The organism is Paenibacillus xylanexedens, assembly GCF_001908275.1.
GTDB classification, from domain to species: Bacteria; Bacillota; Bacilli; order Paenibacillales; family Paenibacillaceae; genus Paenibacillus; species Paenibacillus xylanexedens_A.
Genome location: NZ_CP018620.1, coordinates 6,805,514 through 6,827,960 on the forward strand (window position 1 = coordinate 6,805,514; position 22,447 = coordinate 6,827,960).

Annotated in this window: 22 protein-coding genes; 8 read left to right on the forward strand and 14 right to left on the reverse strand. The window is 46.0% G+C overall.

Going from position 1 to position 22,447, the window contains the following annotated elements:
* Positions 1-327: 327 nt before the first annotated feature.
* Positions 328-1,908: an FAD-dependent monooxygenase gene (locus tag BS614_RS29740; RefSeq protein WP_084174839.1), complete on the forward strand. Its 1,581-nt coding sequence runs from the start codon at positions 328-330 to the stop codon at positions 1,906-1,908.
* Positions 1,909-1,984: 76 nt separating this feature from the next.
* Here BS614_RS29740 and BS614_RS29745 read toward each other — a convergent pair whose 3' ends face one another.
* From BS614_RS29745 to BS614_RS29765, 5 genes are all read right to left on the reverse strand, one after another.
* Positions 1,985-3,004: a hypothetical protein gene (locus BS614_RS29745; RefSeq protein WP_074096522.1), complete on the reverse strand. Its 1,020-nt coding sequence runs from the start codon at positions 3,002-3,004 to the stop codon at positions 1,985-1,987.
* Between the two features lie 27 nt (positions 3,005-3,031).
* Positions 3,032-4,030: a hypothetical protein gene (locus tag BS614_RS29750; RefSeq protein WP_244898233.1), complete on the reverse strand. Its 999-nt coding sequence runs from the start codon at positions 4,028-4,030 to the stop codon at positions 3,032-3,034.
* Between the two features lie 28 nt (positions 4,031-4,058).
* Entirely contained in the window at positions 4,059-4,979 is a 921-nt protein-coding gene (locus tag BS614_RS29755) for a helix-turn-helix transcriptional regulator (RefSeq protein ID WP_074096523.1), read from the reverse strand.
* An 83-nt stretch (positions 4,980-5,062) separates the two neighbouring features.
* Positions 5,063-5,251 (reverse strand): hypothetical protein, encoded by a 189-nt coding sequence (locus BS614_RS32290; RefSeq protein ID WP_074096524.1) that lies wholly within the window; start codon positions 5,249-5,251, stop codon positions 5,063-5,065.
* A 249-nt stretch (positions 5,252-5,500) separates the two neighbouring features.
* Complete coding sequence (locus BS614_RS29765) at positions 5,501-5,824, reverse strand: ArsR/SmtB family transcription factor (RefSeq protein ID WP_036606795.1); 324 nt, start codon at positions 5,822-5,824, stop codon at positions 5,501-5,503.
* A 205-nt stretch (positions 5,825-6,029) separates the two neighbouring features.
* Here BS614_RS29765 and BS614_RS29770 point away from each other — a divergent pair, with 205 nt between their 5' ends.
* A complete protein-coding gene (locus tag BS614_RS29770) occupies positions 6,030-7,409 on the forward strand; it encodes an MFS transporter (RefSeq protein WP_074096525.1) in 1,380 nt (459 codons plus the stop codon).
* A gap of 202 nt (positions 7,410-7,611) precedes the next feature.
* Here the strand turns inward: BS614_RS29770 and BS614_RS29775 are convergent, their stop codons facing one another.
* The 3 genes from BS614_RS29775 to BS614_RS29785 form a co-directional block, all read right to left on the reverse strand.
* On the reverse strand, positions 7,612-8,061 hold the full coding sequence (locus BS614_RS29775; RefSeq protein ID WP_074096526.1) for a nuclear transport factor 2 family protein: 450 nt from the start codon (positions 8,059-8,061) through the stop codon (positions 7,612-7,614).
* A gap of 211 nt (positions 8,062-8,272) precedes the next feature.
* Positions 8,273-8,680 carry an RrF2 family transcriptional regulator gene (locus BS614_RS29780; RefSeq protein ID WP_074096527.1) on the reverse strand — a complete coding sequence of 136 codons (408 nt, stop codon included), beginning with the start codon at positions 8,678-8,680 and terminating at the stop codon, positions 8,273-8,275.
* Positions 8,681-8,786: 106 nt separating this feature from the next.
* On the reverse strand, positions 8,787-9,626 hold the full coding sequence (locus BS614_RS29785; protein WP_074096528.1) for an AraC family transcriptional regulator: 840 nt from the start codon (positions 9,624-9,626) through the stop codon (positions 8,787-8,789).
* A gap of 118 nt (positions 9,627-9,744) precedes the next feature.
* Between BS614_RS29785 and BS614_RS29790 the strand changes: the two genes are divergently transcribed.
* Together BS614_RS29790 and BS614_RS29795 are read left to right on the forward strand one after the other, a co-directional pair.
* Positions 9,745-10,749 carry a Gfo/Idh/MocA family protein gene (locus BS614_RS29790; protein ID WP_074096529.1) on the forward strand — a complete coding sequence of 335 codons (1,005 nt, stop codon included), beginning with the start codon at positions 9,745-9,747 and terminating at the stop codon, positions 10,747-10,749.
* 20 nt (positions 10,750-10,769) lie between these two features.
* Entirely contained in the window at positions 10,770-11,717 is a 948-nt protein-coding gene (locus tag BS614_RS29795) for an aldo/keto reductase (protein ID WP_074096530.1), read from the forward strand.
* A gap of 269 nt (positions 11,718-11,986) precedes the next feature.
* Here BS614_RS29795 and BS614_RS29800 read toward each other — a convergent pair whose 3' ends face one another.
* Positions 11,987-13,006: a Gfo/Idh/MocA family protein gene (locus BS614_RS29800; RefSeq protein WP_036668128.1), complete on the reverse strand. Its 1,020-nt coding sequence runs from the start codon at positions 13,004-13,006 to the stop codon at positions 11,987-11,989.
* 55 nt (positions 13,007-13,061) lie between these two features.
* Positions 13,062-13,838, reverse strand: a complete 777-nt coding sequence (locus BS614_RS29805; protein WP_074096531.1) for a sugar phosphate isomerase/epimerase family protein — start codon at positions 13,836-13,838, stop codon at positions 13,062-13,064.
* 413 nt (positions 13,839-14,251) lie between these two features.
* Between BS614_RS29805 and BS614_RS29810 the strand changes: the two genes are divergently transcribed.
* Positions 14,252-15,082 carry a helix-turn-helix domain-containing protein gene (locus BS614_RS29810; protein WP_074096532.1) on the forward strand — a complete coding sequence of 277 codons (831 nt, stop codon included), beginning with the start codon at positions 14,252-14,254 and terminating at the stop codon, positions 15,080-15,082.
* A gap of 178 nt (positions 15,083-15,260) precedes the next feature.
* Here the strand turns inward: BS614_RS29810 and BS614_RS29815 are convergent, their stop codons facing one another.
* Genes BS614_RS29815 through BS614_RS29830 form a run of 4 tightly spaced genes read right to left on the reverse strand, consistent with a single transcriptional unit; the run spans position 15,261 to position 19,013 of the window.
* Positions 15,261-16,013 carry an amino acid ABC transporter ATP-binding protein gene (locus BS614_RS29815; protein ID WP_074096533.1) on the reverse strand — a complete coding sequence of 251 codons (753 nt, stop codon included), beginning with the start codon at positions 16,011-16,013 and terminating at the stop codon, positions 15,261-15,263.
* Complete coding sequence (locus tag BS614_RS29820) at positions 16,013-16,771, reverse strand: amino acid ABC transporter permease (RefSeq protein WP_074096534.1); 759 nt, start codon at positions 16,769-16,771, stop codon at positions 16,013-16,015. The genes BS614_RS29815 and BS614_RS29820 overlap by 1 nt, the downstream gene beginning before the upstream one ends.
* Positions 16,772-16,821: 50 nt before the next feature.
* Positions 16,822-18,156 carry a CapA family protein gene (locus BS614_RS29825; RefSeq protein ID WP_074096535.1) on the reverse strand — a complete coding sequence of 445 codons (1,335 nt, stop codon included), beginning with the start codon at positions 18,154-18,156 and terminating at the stop codon, positions 16,822-16,824.
* Between the two features lie 14 nt (positions 18,157-18,170).
* Positions 18,171-19,013, reverse strand: a complete 843-nt coding sequence (locus BS614_RS29830; RefSeq protein WP_074096536.1) for a transporter substrate-binding domain-containing protein — start codon at positions 19,011-19,013, stop codon at positions 18,171-18,173.
* Between the two features lie 410 nt (positions 19,014-19,423).
* Here BS614_RS29830 and BS614_RS29835 point away from each other — a divergent pair, with 410 nt between their 5' ends.
* The 3 genes from BS614_RS29835 (at position 19,424) to BS614_RS29845 (ending at position 22,447) form a co-directional block, all read left to right on the forward strand.
* Positions 19,424-20,122 carry a response regulator transcription factor gene (locus BS614_RS29835; protein ID WP_047841644.1) on the forward strand — a complete coding sequence of 233 codons (699 nt, stop codon included), beginning with the start codon at positions 19,424-19,426 and terminating at the stop codon, positions 20,120-20,122.
* A gap of 20 nt (positions 20,123-20,142) precedes the next feature.
* Positions 20,143-21,585 carry a sensor histidine kinase gene (locus BS614_RS29840; RefSeq protein ID WP_074096537.1) on the forward strand — a complete coding sequence of 481 codons (1,443 nt, stop codon included), beginning with the start codon at positions 20,143-20,145 and terminating at the stop codon, positions 21,583-21,585.
* Between the two features lie 103 nt (positions 21,586-21,688).
* Positions 21,689-22,447 (forward strand): ABC transporter ATP-binding protein, encoded by a 759-nt coding sequence (locus BS614_RS29845; RefSeq protein WP_074096538.1) that lies wholly within the window; start codon positions 21,689-21,691, stop codon positions 22,445-22,447.

The window sequence follows — 22,447 nt, forward strand, 5'->3', positions numbered from 1 at the left end:
AAAAGAACAAAATTTAAACTAATATTGTTTCAAGGAAACTTATTGTTTCTTAGAAACAATAAGTTGTGGACGTCATAGTCCGTTAGTGATGAGAAACAGAACTTTATTTTATAGCCATATAAGTTGAACTAATCATTTACACGATAACGAAGAGGACAGAAAGAACCTGAAAAAGAGAAGCGTTCGCCTTTATCACCGGATTTCCCCTTGAGAAAGGGAATCGAAAAAATCTGGGGATAACAGCGATTGGAAGGTTGTTCTGTCATCGTAGTGCCTGTGTAAATAATTTTTAGTTCAATTTATATAATTCAGAGAGGAACATTACAAATGACAGATATACGATTCAAGCCATCGCAAGAGAAGCAACAACCGCGTGTGAGTCCATCGAGGGGAGATTACGATATTGACGTATTGGTTGCAGGCGCCGGTCCGACCGGATCTACATTAACAGCAGATCTTTTGCGCCGCGGTCTTCGTGTCCGGCTGGTTGACAAGGCTCCACATGCCTTTAAGGGTTCTCGTGCCAAGGGAGTACAGCCGCGAACCCAGGAGGTTTTTGAAGATCTAGGCGTGCTGAGTGATGCTCACACAGAGGGAAGTTCTTACCCGCTCGCAGGTATTCATCTCGGGCCGATCACTGTGCCGTGGCGCATGCAGCAGCGAAATAAACCTACACCAGATGTGCCCTATCCGGATATTCTTCTGCTGGCTCAACACCGCACGGATGCCATCCTGCACCGCCTGCTCGAACGTCAGGGGCTGAATATTGAATTTAACAACGCGGTGGATTCTTTTAAACAGGATGCCGATGGGGTGACGGTGACGCTCTCTTCAGGGGAAAAGATTCGCAGCAGATATCTGGTGGGGGCAGACGGAGGTTCCAGCAACGTTCGTAAAGGTACAGGTATTCGATTTGTCGGAGAGACCAACGAATCAGATCGTATGCTTATCATTGATGGCACAATCGATGGCTTGTCTCGCAATCGTTGGCATATGTGGCCCCGCACAAAAGGTAAATTTGTAGGAGCATGCCCATTGCCACACTCCGACCAGTTTCAGGTCATGATCAGGTTGGGAGCAGACGAGAACCCAGATCTGGACGAGGCTGTACTTGCCGCTCAGTTCTACAAGCTCACTGGTTTACGACTCTACGACATTACCTGGAGTTCCGTATTCCGTCCCAACGTGCGACTTGCTGAGCATTATCGGTCGGGCCGGGTCTTCCTTGCAGGCGACGCAGCCCATGTCCATACCCCAGCCGGTGCACAAGGACTCAATACCGGTGTACAGGACGCTTACAACCTCGGCTGGAAGATAGGTCAGGTCATTGCTGGCGCACCCGATCGCCTGCTTGACACCTATGAAGCTGAACGTCAACCTGTTGCCGCACGCGTTCTTGGCAAATCCAGCGAGTTGTACGCCAAGCTCGATAATAAACGTCTCTCCAGTCTCAAACGCGGAGACGAAGAACGACAGCTCGCACTATCTTATCATGTTGGACCACTTAGCTCTGATCATGCATCAGCGACTAAGTCACTTCAGGTCGGAGATCGAGCACCTGATGCTCCATGCATCGGCCCAGGCGGTGTAAGACGACTATTTGAGATCCTTCGTGGACCACAATTCACATTGCTTGCCTTTGGAGCCAATACTGCTCATATTCTCCCAGAGTTGATCTGGCCAACCAGCGGTGTCGAATTGCACAGATACATCGTTAGTACCGGCAATGAAGCCGAACAGAATGTTATCAACGATACCACCAAAAAACTGACCGAAATCTATGGCATTAACAGCGACACGCTGATACTTATTCGACCTGATGGTTACATCGGCAGTATCATCAAGAGTGATTGGCAGACGGAATTTGAGAATGTGATCAGCATGGTTACCCAGCCACGTTCAGTGTAAAATATTTAAACTGCGCTTTAAGCAACAAATGCACACTCCGGGCCGGGTGCCACATCAGAGGAACTGCATGCTCCATTCATCTTAAACCGACGTCATCAAAACGATTTCCGATCGTCTCTGGAAAGGCACGTTTAATGGCATCAATGGCACGTTGTTCCGTAGCTCCTGCCTTCCGGATAAGCTCAATTACCCTTTGCACACATTCCCGTTCTCTCGAATCCCAAGAGATGGAGTTGTCTATTTCCTCAATGATCATTGTGTACAGGTTTGCGAGTAGCTCATACTCGTCTATGACCCGGTCCATTTGAATGGACAGATGCTTAAGTCCTGCAACATAAGTGGCAATATCCAATCTTGATTTGGCATAATAGCGAAGTACAGTTGCCGCTTGTTCAGCGTCATATGTTCCTGACTGCAAAGCAGCAGCAATAGCGGCATACGCAGCCGCCCCACAGGCATAGTCTTGGGGCGGTAGCATATAGTCATGGGTTTCCCATTTGTACACGGCTTGGATTAACGATTCCTTGCAGACTTCCCATAAATCGATAGGTGCACAGGCTTCCAGAACCTGATAATACCAGTAGGGTGTACTGTTCCTCCCAAACGAATCATAGGGCAGACGAATGATTTCATCACCTTTACTTTTACAGATGAATAACACTCGTTCCGCATCATCATATCCAGTAACAATGACAAATTGATCGTGCCAGAGAATCGCACCTACGCCCCGGTCAATGGAAGCTTTGATATCCAGCAGAGCCTGCTTCTGATAGAGCGGAAAAGTCGGGTCAAATGAAAATCCACCATGTTGTCCCGTTGTCACACCAATGAAGTCAGCTGCGACAAAGTTCTCTGCCATCCAATTGTATGTCGAAATTGATTCTGACGTCAGACGCCGATCCACCACTAATCGGAATGCACTTGCTGTCATACCTGCAATCATGTGGTGTGGGAAAACCGTCCACTGTTTATGTAATAAAATGCGAAACAACGCATCTGTATATGCGCTCACACCGCTCCATGATCTATATTCATCAGCAAAACTCGCAGCTTGCGGGGATTGAATCCAGTCCTGCAATACTACTTTTGTCGCCATTATCCTTCACTCCCTTCCTCTCTCATCCTATCGTGCGGAATGTGCTCCCCACCGTGGTATAGTGGACCTTTTACGGTCAGGATACTTCCTGGATATCACTCGAAAATAATCAATAGCCTGCTCTTCCAGTGCTTTCGCCTTCACGAGTACTTGTGCTAAATCTTCTGTGGTGTCTGGTCGCAAGACACGTCTATTCTCCTGCTGAACCATATATCCTTTCATTTGGTCAATTAACGTCCCAAGCTGTTCATAACATGCACAAGCCTGATCCAGTTCGTTCCATATCCCTCGAACACCCTGCAAATACATCCTTATTTCGGTTCGCGAATGGCAGAAGGATTCCAAAATATAACCTGCACCGGTTTCATCGAAATCCCCACTCCGCAGGGCCTCCACCCACACATCATATGCCTTTCTACCTGAAGTAATATTCTGATCAGGTAACAGACGATAGGGAATATCCCAATCCTCAATTGCCAGTCGCAGGGATTCCAGCAGCATCTGCTGTTCAGGAATGCGGACCTGATCACCAAACACCTGACAATACCAAAATCCGGTAAAGTTTAAGCCGAAATTGTCATACAACAAAATCTGCGGTTCCTTGCTCCATCCGTCTTGCACATAAAAGATGCGGTCACTGTCATCATATCCATGGATAACACCGAACTCAGGAATCCAGTAAATCACACCAGTGCCTTCATCAATACTCCGTCTCGCCCAATTCACGGCATCCTGCTGATAATAACTGAACGTAGAATGACGTGTACGTCCCCCATCCCAGATCGTGAATATCCCCAGGTTATCGACTCCAGGACGATGTGCTTCCCCCCATTGTCCATATGCTGTAACCGACATGGGAAGTAGTCTGCGATGCACCGACAGCTTGAAAGCCATGCCCGTATATCCGGCAAGTATAACCTTGGAACCTTGAAACTGGCCTGTATGGGTTAGTATCGCATGCAGACTATCCACGTACGATTTGGACTCCCGCTTCATGATGAGGTTATCTAAAATATTCTCAGCCAAGGACGGATCTTCTCCTCTCTATGCTGCTTTATTCCACGTTTTGCTTACGTTGTATCGCGAGCCTGTCAATTAATCCTTCTGCGCTTTGCTGAAGCTTGCGTCTAAGCCACCCAGGAGACAAGAGTTCCTCCCATTCGCTAACAAACAAATGCTGCAAGAAAGCATCCGTGTCATAAAATTCAATTGAATAAATCTGATCGTGCCTAGCCTGGATACGATACCCTTGCCATAGGTCCATTTGCTGCAATTCCTTCAAGCGAATCTCAGCTACAAACGGTTTACGCACAGACAGTGGTTCTTCCCATCCACCTAGGAGGGCATCTGACCTGTACTCAAATCTCTCATCCAAGATCGATACATGAACAATGCCCTCCAAGCGAATCGCCACTTGCTGTACAGGGTCTACTTCATAACCCACCACGTAATCGGCGTTAAACTGGGATATCATCTTTAATGGACACAAGGAAAACTGCCGTTCTCCATCGTGATCCCTGTAATGAATATGTACTCTGCGCATGTCAGTTATGGCGTGGGACAACAATTCAAAGAATTGCAGTTGCTTCGGTTGGGCCGAAAACACTGGGAGCTCACTACTTCCCATCTGTTGTTCCTCCAACGTAAAACGCTCCAGCAAATGCGCTACACGTTTCACCGCGTCCGATTGATCATAATCGTAATGTCGATAACGATGGGCCAAATATTTCAGCACACGCTGCTCTTCTTCGGTCATATACAAATGAGGCAACCGAAAAGTCTGATCCTCATAACAATAGCCCCGATATTTCGCCATATACACCAAAGGGGCTCGCAAGGAACTTGCCATATATTCAATATCACGCTGAGCCTGACGACGGGAGATTTCAAATTCACGGGCAAGCCAGCTGCTATTCGGAAAACGTCCACCCCGAATCTGTTCGTCAAACCAGTGAATCCGATGCATGTTACTCATCTTCCCGCCCCCATCTCATCCATTCTTAATATATTCGATTATATCAAAAGACATGGCCCGTTCCGAAGAACAGGCCAGTTATGTTATACATGTGCCTTATCCACTCTGGATTGCACGGCTTTGAAGCATTTCTTACATACTTTCAGACTTGTACCGTCCGTTTTTGTTTGCGTATACAACAATTTAATTCGGGTACTGCTACACACCGGGCATGTTCCCCGGCCTCTGGAAGGAAGACTCCACAAGACGCGTCCTCTTTTAGTTTTTGCCAATGGTTGTGAACCTCTTTTCGATATGGTTTGTGTGTTCACCGTTATTATATAGGGCATGGTACGACACAGAATGTCGCATCAGTATTAGAGGTTGTTCAAAAAGTCCCCAATTGATCACGAAGTAGCCCAAGAAGCGAACTCGACATCGAATCTTGCGTTCACCTTCTCGGTGCTGAATCGTTAACTTTTTGAACATGCAGTATCAGAAAATAAAAATGTCCCCTCTTCGACCTGAAGAAAGGACAACATTTAGGAAGGATCTGTGCTCGACTGAGCTGCGGCCTGCAATAACGGTTGCAGAAGTCCTGGAAAGCGCGTTTCCAGATCATCGGATCGCAGGGTGAGAAAATGCTGAGTGCCCTGCACTCTGACCCGAATAACTCCAGCTTCCCGCAGAGTACGAATGTGGTGCGACATCGTTGACTTCACAACAGGTGCATGAAAATGACTGCACGGCTGCTCTCCGCTTCTCGCTGCTTCCGCAACAATCCCAAGACGGGTCGGGTCGCTTAACGCATACAATACGGAGGAAAGTTCAATATCTGACACCTGTGGATGATGTAAAATTTTCATACTGTAGTCCCCTTTTCTCAGACTATCCATTGTATTTTAACACAGATCCATGATATATTTCTAATGTTCGACACCAATCGAACTTTAATGATTTCGTTATGTAACCCCTGCTGTTAGGCACGGGATTGACATCATATTACATTTTGCAAATGTTACACACCGTTTCTGAAATGTTGCGAAATACACATCACTTTAGGAGGTTTTTATGAACAACACCGCAACCGCATCATCAGGGGAACGGACCGGAATACAGGAAGGATTAATTGTAAGCTTGCTTGGCTTCACCGTTGTACTCGTTGTTATGAATACAATGATGTTTAATCTGGCCCTGCCCAAAATTGCATCCGAATTTATGCTTACATCCGTCGCTTCCTCATGGATTGTTACAGGGTATTCCATTGTATTTGCCATTTCCTCGATTACGTTCTCACGTCTATCGGATTTCATACCTATTCGTACATTATTCACGACCGGGCTTACGTTACTTGGTGCGGCATCCGTTCTCGGGTTCTTCAGTAATCATTTCATCATTTTGCTCATTGCACGTCTGATCCAGGCTGCGGGTGCAGCATCGGTTCCGGGGCTTGCCATTGTGCTGATTACCCGGTACATTCCACATGATCGCCGGGGTAAATCGATGGCTGTCATCATGTCCGCGAGTTCACTGGGGCTTGGACTTGGTCCCGTCATCGGCGGAAGTATTACTCAGTTTCTGGGATGGCATGATCTGTTTATCGTTACGGGATTAACGTTATTCTTGATTCCTGTATTCTTCAAACTGCTTCCGCGGGAAACACCGCAAAAAGGTTCATTTGACCTGCTGGGTGCCGTGCTTCTTGCCATCGGTACTACCGGTGTGCTGTTATTCCTGACTTCCCGTCAGTGGTACACGCTTGTTATCGGTGCTGCGGCACTGCTTCTGTTCTGGCTCCGAATTCGGCGCGCGGCAGATCCGTTTGTTCAACCTGCTTTATTCAAAGACAAAAAATATATGATGCTCAGCTCGCTGGGGATTGTATCGTACATCAATAACTTCTCAACGCTGTTCCTACTGCCGCAAATTTTGGCGCATCTGTATGGACTGACACCTGCTCAATCCGGACTCGTCATCTTCCCTGGTGCAGTTGTGTCCATGCTGCTGTCCAACCGGATTGGCCGCATGATTGACCGACATGGCAATACGTTACTGTTGAAATTTGCACCATGGTTGCTACTGGCCGCTGCCGGGCTATTCGCCTTATTCGCAGACAATAGTATCTACGCCATCATGGCTGTCTATGTCTTGCTCAGCGTAGGCTTCTCTTCCCTAACCACCAGCGTGTCCAATGAATTGTCTGGCAATCTGACCATGGATCAGGTTGGCGCAGGTATGGGACTGTTCCAACTTAGTCAGTTCTTCAGCGGTGCTTTCAGTGTTGCTGTTACTGGTGTAGCATTGACGGCGATGCAAAACTTGCCACTGTCCTCAGCGTACACCAATATTTTCTGGGGCATGACCGTAGTTGCACTGGCATCCGTTATTTTCTCTCAGGTGTATCTGAGAATGCAGTCACGGAAAGTCACGAAAACAAGTCATCAGATCTAATATCTCATTTAACCAAAAGAAGTCAGGAAGGGACCCTCGGGTTCTGAACCTGGCTTTTTTTCTACCTATTTTCTATGCATGATGCATGTGTCAACTGCCCTCTTCCACTAACACAAAAAAGCCCCAAGGATGCGTTCATCACGCTCCTCGGGGCTATTATTTTATGGTTGACCAACTTCTCTATTCTTCTAAACTGAGTATACTATTCAAACAGGTCCAAACGAAGACGTTTCAAACTTGTATGTTTGATGTACCACTGGCCGTCGATTTTGACAAAAGTTTCGTGGTAGTGCCCAAATCCGTGGAACGATTTGTTCTCATTGCCCTCCGGGAACGTAACCCAATCTTCCATTGGGGAGATAACCTTTGCTTCGTTCTCAGATACGAATTCAACTTCGGCGCTATGAACATGATGTACGGTTACGGCAACATCCACCAGATCACGGAATACTTGTACGATCGTATCACGGCCTGTTAATACCGGAATTGGATTGCCTTCTGTGCTGAAATCGGCCACTGCATCCGGAGCAAACACATCACCCAAGGTATCCCACTGTTTCGTATCAATATAGCGGCAATAACGTGCCTTGGTATTCCGAATGTTTTCCAGCGCGAGCAATTGTTCCAGTCCTGTGATCGTTGATTGGCTCATGTGTTGTCCCTCCAGAGATGTAAAATGTGATGTAAGATTAGGTCATGTATGTATGCATACTATACCTTCCTTATTGTACCATTCGCCTTCTATTAGGTACAACGATACAAAAAATCTTTCCTTACCTCTCGCGAGGTTGGGGAAAGATCTGGATATACCTATGTGGCAGACGAGTTAACCACGTCGATTGAAGCTTCACTTCTAGTGCAAGTTACAGGGAGTGTGCACCCTTCATCTGGGAAGCCAGTTCCGACATTTTTTTATTGCTCAAAAAACCTTCCATCTCTTCTTCCGCCTGCACCATCACCTGCTGGATCAAACAGCCTGCGTTATGATTCTGGGAACATTCGAACAGGGACGCCTGACCTTCAATCGCATGAATGATCTCCAGGAAAGAAGGATCCGGATTTTTACGACTAAGCCGGTAGCCACCATTGGCGCCAGAAGTTGATTCGATCATGCCCGCCTTAACCAATTTGGTCAATATTTTGGACAGATAGGTTGGTGATACCTTCTGCAATTCTGCAAGTTGGTGTACACTAACCAGCTGTTCAGGGGCAGTACTTACAAGATGAAGCATCGTATGCAAAGCATAATTTGTCGCTTTTGAATATTTCATGAGGGCACCTCATTATATACGGATTTAATTTATCCATAATAGACTTGATTGAGCTCTGTGTCAAACCACTATACCTCAAGCGCTGGCAACATCGAAAGGATACGGGTTAATTGTGATACAATCCGCGGTAATCCGTAGGTGTCATCCCCTCATGAGCCATGAACTGGCGGTTAAAATAACTGGCATTGGGATACCCCGCTTCCTCCGCGATTTGTCCAATGTTGGCCGTAGGCCGTTCGAGTAACCATTGCTTCGCCATCTGTAGTCGTGAACGAGTGATAAATTCCATGGGCGTCATCTCCACAGCACTCTTGAACATTTTGCAAAAGTAATACGAACTCACACCTGCGAGATCCGCCCAGTCCTGCAACAGGAAAGGTTGACAGGCCTCCTGTTGCATCTGTGGAAGAAGTGCAAGAACCCGATTCTCCGCCTTACTTGTGGTACGTGTGCTCTTTAAAGGTACTGCATGCTGCACGAACTCGGCAAGTACGGCATAGGTCAGTGTGGATAGCTGAGCTGGACGCAGCATGGTGTTCTGTTCCGCTTCAGTGAGCAAGGCCAGATGAGCCTCTTCCCAAGAGTTGCGTTGCCGCAGTGTCCACAATAGATTGCGATGTAACCCCCGCTCGATCATATAATCATGCAGACGTTCACCGTAAAAATGAACCCATCGTACATCCCATGGATCATCTTCACTACTATAATAATGCTGCCGCTGCTGCGGGAAATAGAGAAACGCCTGACCTGCGCGAAGCTCATGTACCACCCCGTCCACTTCCACATATCCCTTGCCCGAAGCCACGTAGTGAATATTAAAGTTGTTCAGTGCGCCGGCCTCACGCAACACGGAATGCTGGACGTGGTCCATATAATGTCCAACGGACTCGGGATAACAAAAATATGGAATATCCTGCAGGGTAAGCAATACGGTTTGTCTCATCATAGCCGGTTCTCCTTGATCAACAATATTGTGTTAACTAACTTCAATATATTATCATTTTAATTCATTGATCTATTCTTTATAATCACAATATACATTCATAAACGGGAGGATACAACACATGAATTCAGTTCAAAAATTGCGTTGGGGCATTCTTGGTAGCGCTAGCATTGCTGTGGAATCCGTCATTCCAGGCCTGCAGCAATCCGAGTTAAATGAAGTAACCGCGATTGCCAGTCGAGACGAAGATAAAGCCAAACAGACGGCCGAGAAACTTGGGATCGACAAGGCTTATGGCAGTTATGAAGCTTTGCTCGCTGATGATTCCATTGATGCCGTATATATCCCACTGCCGAATCATCTTCATCGGGAATGGACGATCCGGGCTGCTGAAGCAGGCAAACATATTTTGTGCGAAAAACCACTGGCTCTGACAGAGCAGGAAGCTCAGGAGATGGTTCAAGCATGTGCAGATGCAGGTGTGCATCTCGCGGAAGCATTCATGTACCGCCATCATCCACGTTATGAGCAGATCAGGGATATCATTGCCAGCGGTGAGATTGGTGAGATTCGTGGTATGCACAGCACATTTTCATTTAACAACTCCAATGCATCCGGCAATGTCCGCTTTCGGCGGGATTGGGGCGGAGGTGCACTGTATGATATCGGATGTTATTCCATCAGTGTAGCACGTCTGCTGCTTGGTCAAGAACCAAGTGCAGCCACTGTTATTGGCATGTTCTCCCCACAGCATGATCAAGTCGATATGATGGCTTCCGGACTGCTGGAATTCGATAATCACATCGGCGTGACGTTTGACAGCAGCATGTGGGCAGCCTTCCGCAACACATTGGAGGTATTGGGATCCGACGGTATTATTGAAGTCCCTTCGGCATTTATCAGCGGACAGGACCGCAGTTCCAACTTCTATGTAACGGCTGGTGGTGAACGCAGAGAGATTGAAGTCCCGCAAGTGAACCACTACTCTCTACAGGGAGATGATATGGCACGTGCTGTACTTCAGGGCAAGGATCTGCGCTTCGCCCCTTCCGATGCGGTAGCTAATATGAAAGTACTGGAAGCTTGCCTTCGTTCAGCGGAAGAACGTACACGAATTACACTATAATTGAGAGGATGAACTGACTTATGGAATATATCGAAATTGCTGGTACAGGTAAACGTGTCTCCAGATTGATTAAAGGAACCGATTATTTCGTGCATAATGCCTACGATAAAGCAGCTACGAACATGGATGCTTTTCTGTCGATTGGCGGTAACACTGTAGATACAGCACATATTTATTGTGGTGGACAGAGTGAAGAAGTCCTTGGTCGTTACATGAAGGAACGTGGTAACCGCGACCAGATCGTCATTCTCACCAAAGGCGCGCATCATGACCAGAATGGGCCACGTGTGAACGCTGATGCCATCCGCAGTGACTTGATGGAAAGTCTGGAGCGTCTTCAGACAGATCACGTAGAGATGTATGCCTTGCACCGCGATGATCCCAATACCCCTGTCAGTGTTATTCTTGAAGCACTGAACGAACATATTGAATCCGGCAAAATCGGCGCAATTGGCGCATCCAACTGGACCTGGCAGCGGCTCGAGGAAGCCAATGCATACGCTGCGGCAAATGGCCTGAAGGGCTTCACATTCAGCAGTCCAAATCTCAGTCTCGCCAAAGCAAACGAACCTTTCTGGGAAGGCTGTGTGTCAGCAGATGCAGAGACGCTGGCATGGCATGAGCAAACCAAACTACCATTGCTATCCTGGTCCTCCCAAGCACGTGGTTTCTTCACTGGAAGATTCACACCTGAAGTTCGGGATAACGAAGATCTGGTGCGTGTATTCTACAGTGATGATAACTGGAAACGGTTGCATCGGGCTGAACAATTGGCTAATTCCAAGAAAACAACACCAATCCAGATTGCACTTGCTTATGTATTGAATCAGACGTTCCCAACCTGTGCGCTGATCGGAGCCCAGAATCAGGCAGAACTGCTCTCCTGTGACGAAGGATCACGCATCACGCTTACTCCTGCTGAAATCGCATGGTTGGATCTGGGCAGTGATGTACCGGCTGGCATCTAAAGAAAATTAATCATTCCATCATTAATTTTGATGACTCTAAGGGGCTGATATTCCGCGATAGGGCGTAATATCAGCCTTTTCTGTTGTGTAAAAGTGATCCACTATTGTAAAACCTATTGCACAATTACCGTATCCCTGTTCACTTTTCCCCACTTGCCCGGGAACAAATAAAGAAGGACTTACCCCAGAACACTTCTCTGAAGATAAGTCCCTTATATCATAGATTAAGCCGTATAGAATGTTAGAAATTGCACTGTCATTCGGTTGGATTACAGTTTAACGATCTGACCTGTTTTCTCGGATTCAAATGCTGCCAAGATCACTTGCAGGGAGCGCAAGCCCTCTTCCCCGGAAATCGCTGGAGGTGTTTGGGTTACAATCGACTCTACAAATGCGTCAATGACACCACTCGGTACTTGTTTCTCGTTGGTAGCCATGGCACCAACTTTGTACGTCTCAACTGTACCATTGGTCAGCTCAACGATAACTTCATCGCCTTCCACTGTTCCGATCTTCATAACACCATTCTCGCACCACAGCACTGTACTGTTGTCTCCAGCTCTGTATTGTGTCCAGCTCGCTACGAGCGTTCCGATCGCTCCGCTCTTCATACGCAGCAAACAAGTTGCGTTATCGTCAACTTTAGTGCCTTCCTTGTGCAGTGTGCTGATGAAACCAGCCACTTCAGATACTTCATCATTCAGCAAGTAACGGATGAAGTCGGATTTGTGCACGCCCAGGTCGCCCATAGCGCCCATAATCGCTTCTTCTTTACGGAAGAACCAGCTTTCAGCTCCGTCCACACTCCATCCTTCCGGACCCGGGTGACCAAATGATGTACGGAAATTCAGGACTTTACCGAGTTTGCCGGATTCGAGAATTTCTTTTGCTTTCACGTGAGGAGGCATCAAACGCTGGTTGTGTCCAACCATCAAATACACGCCATTTTTCTTGGCAGCTTCGATCATTTGCTCGCCTTCTTCAGTGGATACTGCCATTGGTTTCTCAACCAATACATGCTTGCCTGCATTTGCAGCAGCAATCGCCATTGGCGCATGCAGATAGTTTGGTGTACACACACTAACGGCATCCACCGTTTCGTTTGCAAGCAATTCTTCGTAACTGGAATACGCTTTACCGCCGTAAGTCTCGGCCATCTTTTCCGCACGCTCCACAACCGGATCGGCAAAAGCGACAAGTTCTACGTTCTCATTGGCAGCGTACTCTGGAATATGTCTGCGCTCGGCAATGGCTCCACAGCCGAATACAGCAACTTTAATTTTACTCATGTACATAAGTCTCCTTTGACAAATAGATTAGCATTTTTCATGGTTCGATGGTCCATTAGAATTGGTTCAGGTAGTTTTCTTTCAACCAGTTGTAGCTGTTGGATACGCTCTCAAGCGGAGGGTTCTGACATACGTCTTGTTCCACGATCAGCCATTCCACGCCTGCATTCGTAGCGCCTTCAATAACCGCTGGCAGGTCAACCGAACCTTGTCCCAATTCCAGTGTTTTCATCTGGCCTTGTTCGTCTTTGCTGAAGTCCTTCAGATGAAGCAGCGGCAAGCGACCCGCATATTTATTAATATACTCGATCGGATTTTGTCCCGCAAATTGTACCCAACATACGTCCATTTCCACTTTTACCGCTTCCGGTGATGTTTGAGCGAACATGGCATCAAAGGCATTGGCATCACCAACCTGCCCATGGAATTCAAAGTCATGGTTATGGTATCCAAAGATCAACCCTTGTTTCGCTGCTTCAGCTCCATATTGTTGTAACTCAGCGAATAGCTTGGTCCAACCTTCTGCATTCTCAGGACGATCTTCTGGCATCAGGTAAGGGCAGATGATATATTGTGCACCAATTGTTTTCAGGTAATCGATTTGTTTTTGCAAGTCTTCGCGCATCGCATGTAGTGAAACGTGACTGCTGAATCCTTTCAGTCCAAGTTCATCTAGTAGCGCTTTCATTTCCTCAGCTGGAATATCGCCATATCCGGCAAACTCCACACCTTCATATCCAAGGGCCGCTACCTTACGCAACGTAACACGAAAATCTGCTGCAGTTTCATCACGGAGTGTAAACAATTGCAAACCAATATTAAGTTTTTTCATGTAGGATACACCTCTGTTCTCAAATTTGCTTTCATTGCTCTATCTGGTATCATCCTAACGCAAAACAGGCTAGAATGAACATATACAATATAGTCAGAACATGAACTATCTGATCAAATTTTATTTCCATCATTTTGCATCAATTGAATGTAGCTAATTTCAACTGAAGATATTTACACTGGCACTCCGATGACAGAACAACCTTCCGACCGCTGTTATCCCCAGATTTTTTTAATTTCCTTTTCAAAAGGATAAAATCCGGTGATAAAGGCAAGTTTATGCTTCCGATGCAGCTTTCTTTCAGAAAGCTTTTAACTTCGTTTCTTCAGGTTCTTTCTGTCCTCTCCGTTTTCGTGTAAATGTTAAGTTAAACTTATGATGTAAAAGGATGTACATATTGGGGGATTTTATCTTTGGATACGTTAGAGACATCTGTACTGATCTGTGACTACTCATACCACTATAAGGCGTTTACTCATAATATGAAGGGCGAGCTGCAAACCTATCTGTTCCGCCTGCAGACCGAAGGCTCGTGCAAAGTGTATGTACAGGATAAAGAGTTCAGGATGACTAGCGGGGATTTGCTGCTCTTAAAGCCTGGTGACGACTACCATCTCGTTGTAGATGAACCACATAAGGAAGGACGCTTGTCCAGCGGAGATTATTATCTGTTCTGCGAGGGCAGCTGGATCGAGAACTGGTGGAAAAGGCAGCATCGATCTACCGTGAGCCGAATTGGACTTGATGATAAACTCATCAGCCTGTGGAGAAATATGTTACTGGAGAAACGTCGCGGCCCTCTTGAGGAAAATGCGGAGCTAAAGGATGCCTTACTGCGCGGATTATGTCTGTATATCGACCGGGCAATTAAAGAGAATATTCAGACCGATCGGGCAGTTTCCTCTGCGTTGAAGTTAAAGCGTTTTATTGAGGAGCATGCCACGGTTACGTTCAAGCTTGATGAAGCGGCTCGTTATGCGGGCCTCAGCCTGTCACGTGCAGTCCGTTTATTTAAGGAGCACTACAATCAGACCATGATTCAATATGCGATTGAGATCCGTCTGAATGCGGCGCTGGAACGAATGAAATACAGTGAAATGACACTGGAGCATATTGCGGAATCCTGCGGTTTTGCAAGTTACTCCTATTTCCACCGGGTATTCCGGGCGCACTTCGGTGTGTCTCCGGCGGAGTATCTCAAATCCAGACAGCATGAGCCTATCGATGATCTGGAGCATGTATGAGGATGCTATTTAAGATACTCTCACACTCCAGGAAACGATAGATATAAATAACACCTTGGTCAATACACGTATATCGTGTCTGCCCAAGGTGTTATTTATATTTAAAGAATGCCTATTGGTTCGCTATCCACAAATAACGTTTGAGCGTCCAATCATGGCTTGCAGATTAAGGCTCGCATCAGCGATTATCACCTTTGTTACGGAAATAGTTGTGAAGGAATTCTTTTGCCCGCTCCGATTTAGGGTGATTAAATACCTCATCCGGAGTCCCTTCTTCAACAATTTTCCCTTTATCCAAAAAGAGAACCTTATTTGCTACTTCATATACAAAACTCATCTCGTGTGAAACAAGGAGCATCGTTTGACCCGTAGCCGCTGTTCTTTTAATGGTTTGCAGCACCTCACCCACGAGTTCGGGATCGAGAGCAGAGGTTGGCTCGTCCAGCAACAACAGTTTAGGTTTCATCGCAAGAGCACGAGCGATCCCAACACGTTGCTGTTGGCCTCCAGATAAGTGCTTCGGATAATAATGACTCCGTTCGGAAAGCCCAACTTGTTCCAACTGCTCTTTGGCAAGTTGCGTAGCTTCACGATCATTCATTTTTTTGACGATCTTTAAGCCTTCTTTGACATTATCCAGCGCAGTTCGATGTTGAAATAGATTGAAGTGCTGAAAAACCATCGCCGTTTGCTTCCGGAGTTCCAGCCGCTGTTTATTGGTGATCGTACTAAAATCAATCTTGAACCCTTCGAGATCCAGCGTACCTCGATCTGCTGTTTCCAGACAGTTCAACGCACGCAAAAAGGTAGATTTACCCGCGCCAGACGAACCGATTAGAGCCACAACATCTCCCTTTTCAATCTCAACCGAAATATCATCAAGGATTAAATTGTTGTGAAAGGACTTGGACAAATGGTTTACCTTGATCATCAGATGCCCCTCCTTCCCCAATTAAACCAACCGCCTCCGTTGATCGTTTGTTGAACCGGGTCCGGAATGGAGAATCTCTTCTCCAGATATCTAAGAAGTTGTTCAATGATAATCGTCATGACCCAATAGATAATGGCAAGAGCGAGATAGACTTCAAAAAATCTAAACGTGCTTCCGGCAATAATTTTCCCTTGTGCTGTCATTTCAATAACCCCGGCAACAAACGCCAAGGACGTTCCCTTTAACAAACCAATCAATGCATTTCCCAGCGGTGGTATCGCAACGACAAGCGCTTCAGGAACGATGACTCTTCTCAAAACCTGAAGATAGGTCATCCCCAGCGATTCAGCAGCCTCGATCTGCCCTTTATTCACCGATTGTAGAGCAGCACGAATCGTTTCCGAATTGTAGGCTGCTTCATTAAACGCAAAAGTAACCAAAACAAAAAGCATAGCAGGCACAGCATTAATATTGTAGTCTGTCCCGTACTGTTGATTAATGAATTTTAATAACAACGGAATCCCGTTATAGGTCAGGTATAACTGTACAATAATTGGTGTTCCCCGTATAAACGAGATAAAGACAGTGACCAGCTGACTCAGGACAGGGACTTTTTTCATGCGAATAATCGCAAATAACAAAGCAAAAACAAGACCAACGATCATTGAAATAGCAGTGATTTGCAGACTCACAGGAAGAACCTCTAACAGACGAGGAATTGATGTGAACACCGCGTTGATATCAAAAATCTCTCCCATGAAGTTTACATTCCTTCCACGTTCATTTTCCACAGACCGTCAAAGTGGAATTACTTCCACTCTTTAACGGTTATACGTTCGCCTTGGCGTACAATTTCGGTATTATATCGGTCCTTACTCACTGTATTCAGCCTATCAAGCAAAGACGCTGTAGCCTCTTCCGATGCGAGCACAGGTAACCCCCGCTTGGTCACGGTTGAATGAGTCAGCTGGAGATCAATCGGGATCAATTCATAATCAAACCTCTGCTGCTCCACATCCAGATCAAATGAGATTACAAAGTTCTCCGAGAACTTCCGATCACTGTAGAAGCCCTGCCAGTTTCCTTCACTGTCTTTTGTTCTGTTTTTGTGCAGGGTCGATGGCGATTCATTCTCGTCATATCCATACGCGGTGAACATCTCGGGAGAAATGATGGATTCTCCGGCCTCAAATTCCATGAGCAAACTGCCAATGTTGTAGAAAATCGGCTGTCCCTGGTAAAGTTCTACACCTCTTGTGAAGTGGGCACCATGCCCGAATACACAATGAGCTCCTGCATCCACAGCTCCACGAGCAAAACTTTCGATAAATGCAGCAGGATAATCGGAATACCAGTCTTCATTCTCTCCCTCATGTGTATGCAAGTTGACAAAAACAAAATCACTGCGCTCTTTAGCGTCACGAATGGTCTCAAAGATGTCCTGTTGATCCTGTTCATGCGCTGTCGTTTTGACACGCGGGTTCTCGCCTTTTTCAAAGGTCAGATACCCTTCAAATAACGATCCAAACTCATAATGATTCTCGGACTTGCTCTTAAACGTCTCAATCCGTTTGCCTACTTCCATGCTTGCGGCGATACCGATTCGTTCACTGATACCCTTCAGAGCCTCGAAGTCCTGATCGTTAACCACGTACGTTCGTGACCACCGTAGCGGATTCAGACCTGGACGTGCAGGAACGCCATTCCCCGGATTGGATGCGGCGAAAACTTCGCTTCGCGTCACTCCTATCGTAATGATAGCAATTCGTCCATCTGCTGTATCAATAAAAACCGGCTTGCGTGCATCATGCAGACTCATGCCGACCCCAAGAGGAATCAGCCCGCGTTGCTCCGCTTCCTCAAGGGTGTCCGTAAGTCCTTCTATTCCATAGTCACCGGTATGATTGTTGGCAAAGCCGACATAACGAATGTTCAAACGTCCGAATTCATCCAGTGTATTGGGACGTACACTCGTCTGATAACCCCGGCCTGCCGCCGGAGCTGTATGTTTTCGCGGGGTGACAAATTCCGCATTGGTAAAGACCTCATCTGCTCCCTTTAACAGGGACAACAAATTCGGGTCCATGGTTTTATCTACATTACGACTGGAAAATAACGCATCCCCTGTAACGATAAATTTCATGCCATCACCTTTTCCTATTCCATTAGTTCTTTCTTAGGCAAATAATCGCCACCAAGTTGTTCTTCGCTAATTTTCAGCAACGTTCCATCGTTGTACATTTCTTTGATTCTCTTATTAACTGCATCCAATAGTGTGCTGTCAGCAGATTTGGAGAACAGGATATAGGAGCCTGGATCGCTATTTTCAGTAGAGAAAGGAACGACTTTCAAATTGGTAAAGCCATGCTCTTTAATTGCCTTTTCAGCAGAAACGCGAGAAATGATTCTTACATCGTATCGTCCTGCTTCAATACCTTCAAACTGCTTGACGAAGTTTTCTTCGGTGTACATAATTTCCGCTTTGGCATCCGCGTGTTCCGCATTATAATTTTCAAGTAACGTAGCGCCGGAATTCCCTACTTCAGTCACGGCTTTGTAGCCCTTGAGATCTTCTATCGATTTAAGTGTATTATCGTCCTTGCGAACAACAAACACATTTGCATTTTCAATGATGGGCAAAGAGAAATCATATTTATTGCGTCTTTCTGCGTTGGAACTGAAATTATTCGCGCCCAATTGGAAACGTCCATTATCAAGGCCTGTCAAAATGCCTTCAAATTCAATAGCTTGTACTTCCAACTTATATTCAGGAAGACCTTCAAAAACAGCTTTCATGACTTCCACATCGTATCCCGTCAATTGGCCGTCCTTATCATAACTGAACGGATTGCTAACTCCGCTCGTGCCAGCTACAATCGTCTTTTGGCCTGGTGTTGCACCAGATTCTGTTCCTGAGCCTGTCTCATTTTTGTTTCCACAACCTGCAATGACAACCCCTAACAATAATACAAAAACAACCGGCAAAAATTTCTTTTTCATTTTAACTACCCCCTCGTTTATCAACGGAAAAAATACGATGTCCAACTTAACATAGTAATTTAGTATGAAATGTATTATGTCACGCTATATATACTGTGTCAAGGTAAACCGTTACTGTATTACTGAAACTGCCAATGCCGATCAAGGAACAAGAGATCACCCTTCTGATCATTTATATTTTCCTTGCTGATCTTTGTCATTTTGTCATTCCAAATGTGATGTTTTATCAAATATCGGAACAATACATTGGTATTATTAATTTAATGAGAAGTTATCATACTTTCCTGAACAAAATAAATAGCTAAACCAATAACTTGATTCCTCTATGACTAAAAATGACATAAACTAAGGATATACATAATTACAGTCATTGCCCTAGCTTATTATCCTTTTACTGGAGCGCGATCAGAATGAACTCTAAACGCAAAGTCCTCATCATTGAGGATGAATCAGATATTTCGCGCATTCTGCGAGATTATTTAACCAAAAATCAATATGAAGCCGCCGTGGCAGCCACTGGACAAGATGGACTTCAGATTATGGAGCTTATTCAACCAGACTACATCATTCTAGATATTATGCTTCCGGACATGGACGGGATTGAAGTTTGCCGAGAGATTAGACGGCGCAATAATATCCCCATCCTCATTCTAAGTGCCAGAGGCAGTGATACCGATAAGGTACTTGGACTTGGCTTTGGAGCAGACGACTATATGACCAAGCCCTTCTCGCTGAGCGAACTGTTAGCACGGATTAATGCCCACTTCAGGCGTTATGACAGCATGACATCCGTTGGAGACAGAACAGATCTGCTGCATCTTGGAAACCTGGTGATTGATAAAAAAGCCTATAAAGTTACATTAAACGGATCCGAAGTTTCTCTGTCTGCCAAGGAATTCGAATTACTTCATTACCTGGCAAGCCATAAAAATCAGGTGTTCTCCAAAGCCCAGTTGCTCGACGCCATCTGGGGATATGCAACCTACGGCGATGAAAATACCGTAACCGTATACATTCGCAGACTGCGTGAAAAAATCGAGGCAGATGCCTCGCATCCGACCGTTCTGAAGACCGTATGGGGTGTCGGTTACAAATTCAATTACGAATAAGTGAGATTGGAGGCTCCCACATGTCATTGAACAGCTGGTCCAAACGCTGGTTGTTAACAACACTTGGGCTTCTCATTATTATCGTTTCAAGTATCCTTGCACTGTCGATGATGCTGTTACAAGATCGAAATTCAGGCGAATCCAATCTGTCCCTGAATCAGGTTCGACTCAAGGTCAATCCGATCTTACTCGCTTTGGGGCAAAATCATCAGCATCTCAATGAACAAATTATTCGTGAAGACATACGTTCCACCGCCAGAGATACCGGGGTTCTGCTTACCTATCTAAACTTGGACGGAAAAGTCATTCTGTCCTCCGACCCCACCTCTGAAGGAACGCAAGTTAATCTGCGTTTAGCTCTCCATTATGATCTGCATCATGCCACGCAGGCCGCGGACGGTAACGATATGCTTGATATTGCTTTTCCCGTGATGGAGGGACCGGTGGGAAGTCAGATCGGCAATGCCATCTTTTCCATCCCCCAAGCCATGGTTACGGTTCAGCAATCGATGACTTTTCCGGTTATATTGATTAGCGCACTCATGCTCCTGTCACTGATTCTGAGCTTATTTCTATTCTGGATGAAACGAAAACTGGATAAACACCTGCTCTCTCCCATCCATCAATTGAAGCAACATGCGGAATCCATGCTTAAAGGCAATTATGAAGAAAAAATCCAGTACAACCGGAACGATGAATTGCTCGAAGTATATGCCATGTTTGATCTCATGCGTACGGAGATTAAACATATGAGCGAGCAGCGTATTCAGCAGGAACAAGCACAAAAAGAACTCATTACCAATATATCTCATGATATTAAAACACCAATTACCACAATAAAAGCATACATAGAAGCTATTGAGGAAGGACTATGCAACGATCAGGAGACGCTGATGGAATATATGGGAGTCATGCGGACCCATACGGATAAAACGGCCCGCCTTGTGGAGGATCTGCTGGTTCATGCGCTTCAGGAATTGGGGCAGATATCAGTGGAACCCCGTGAAATGTACAGTGGCCCTATACTTGAGACGATGTTGAAACCTATTGAACATGTTGTCCTAACAAAGGGGCTTATCTATAAAGGACCCAACTACATCCCCAATGTGTTAATCGCTATCGACCCCACTCGAATTGAACAAGTGGTTTCTAATCTTGTCGCCAACGCCCTCAAGCATACAGCTCCGGGAGACACGATACGTATAGATATGGAACTGGAATCCGGGCATTTGAATGTGACGATTGCCGATTCGGGTCAGGGAATACGTGTACAGGACATGCCGTTTGTTTTCCAGCGTTACTTCAGAGGCCAGGCGAGTCATGCAGAACAACGTGTTCAGGAAGGTACAGGGCTGGGTCTCTCCATCTGCCAAAGCATTATTGAAGCACACGGAGGTCATATTTCCTTTACTAGTAAAGAAGGCCAAGGTACAACCTTCCGGTTCTATCTGCCGATCTGCTGAGCCCACACTCCACAGCTGTAATACTTTATTCATAATTTGATAAGGCTTCCTCAACATCCCTCCTCTAGAATGAATCCTATATTGCACTCGGGAGTGATTCAACTTGTCCAAAAAGGTGATTATCCGTGCACAGAATCTGTGCAAAACATACAACAGCGGAAGTGAACAACATCATGCCATCCGTAATGTTGATCTCGATATCTATGAAGGGGAATTCACGGTCATCATGGGTAACTCTGGCTCTGGCAAATCAACCCTCTTATATCTGCTAAGCGGACTGGATCAGATTACAGCAGGTGAGGTCTATTTTCGCGACCAGCGGATTGACGCTTACAGTGAACGGGAAATGGCCAACTTCCGCACCCGCCGGATCGGTTATATCTATCAGAGCATCAATCTGGTCCCGGACCTTTCCATCAAAGAGAACATTGCTTTACCAGGATATATTGCAGGAAACAAAAAGAAGGATATCCTATCCCGCGTTGCTGAGCTGATGAATGCCATGGATATTGATGGACAGCGTAACCGCCTCCCATCCCAAACTTCCGGAGGACAGCAGCAGCGAGCTGCCATTGCACGGGCTTTGATCAATTCGCCGGATATCATTTTTGCGGATGAACCGACCGGAAGCCTGAACCTGGAACATGGCACAGCCGTTCTCGATATCCTTACCGCTATCCATCGGAAAGGACAGTCTGTTGTTATGGTTACGCATGATATAAAAGCAGCCTGCCGGGCAGATCGCCTGATCTACATTTTGGACGGCAAGATTGGCGGAATCCTTGAGTTTGACACTTATGACGAACATCAAATTCAGGATCGTGAAGCGATTATCTTCGCTTTAGTTACGGGGAAGGAATAA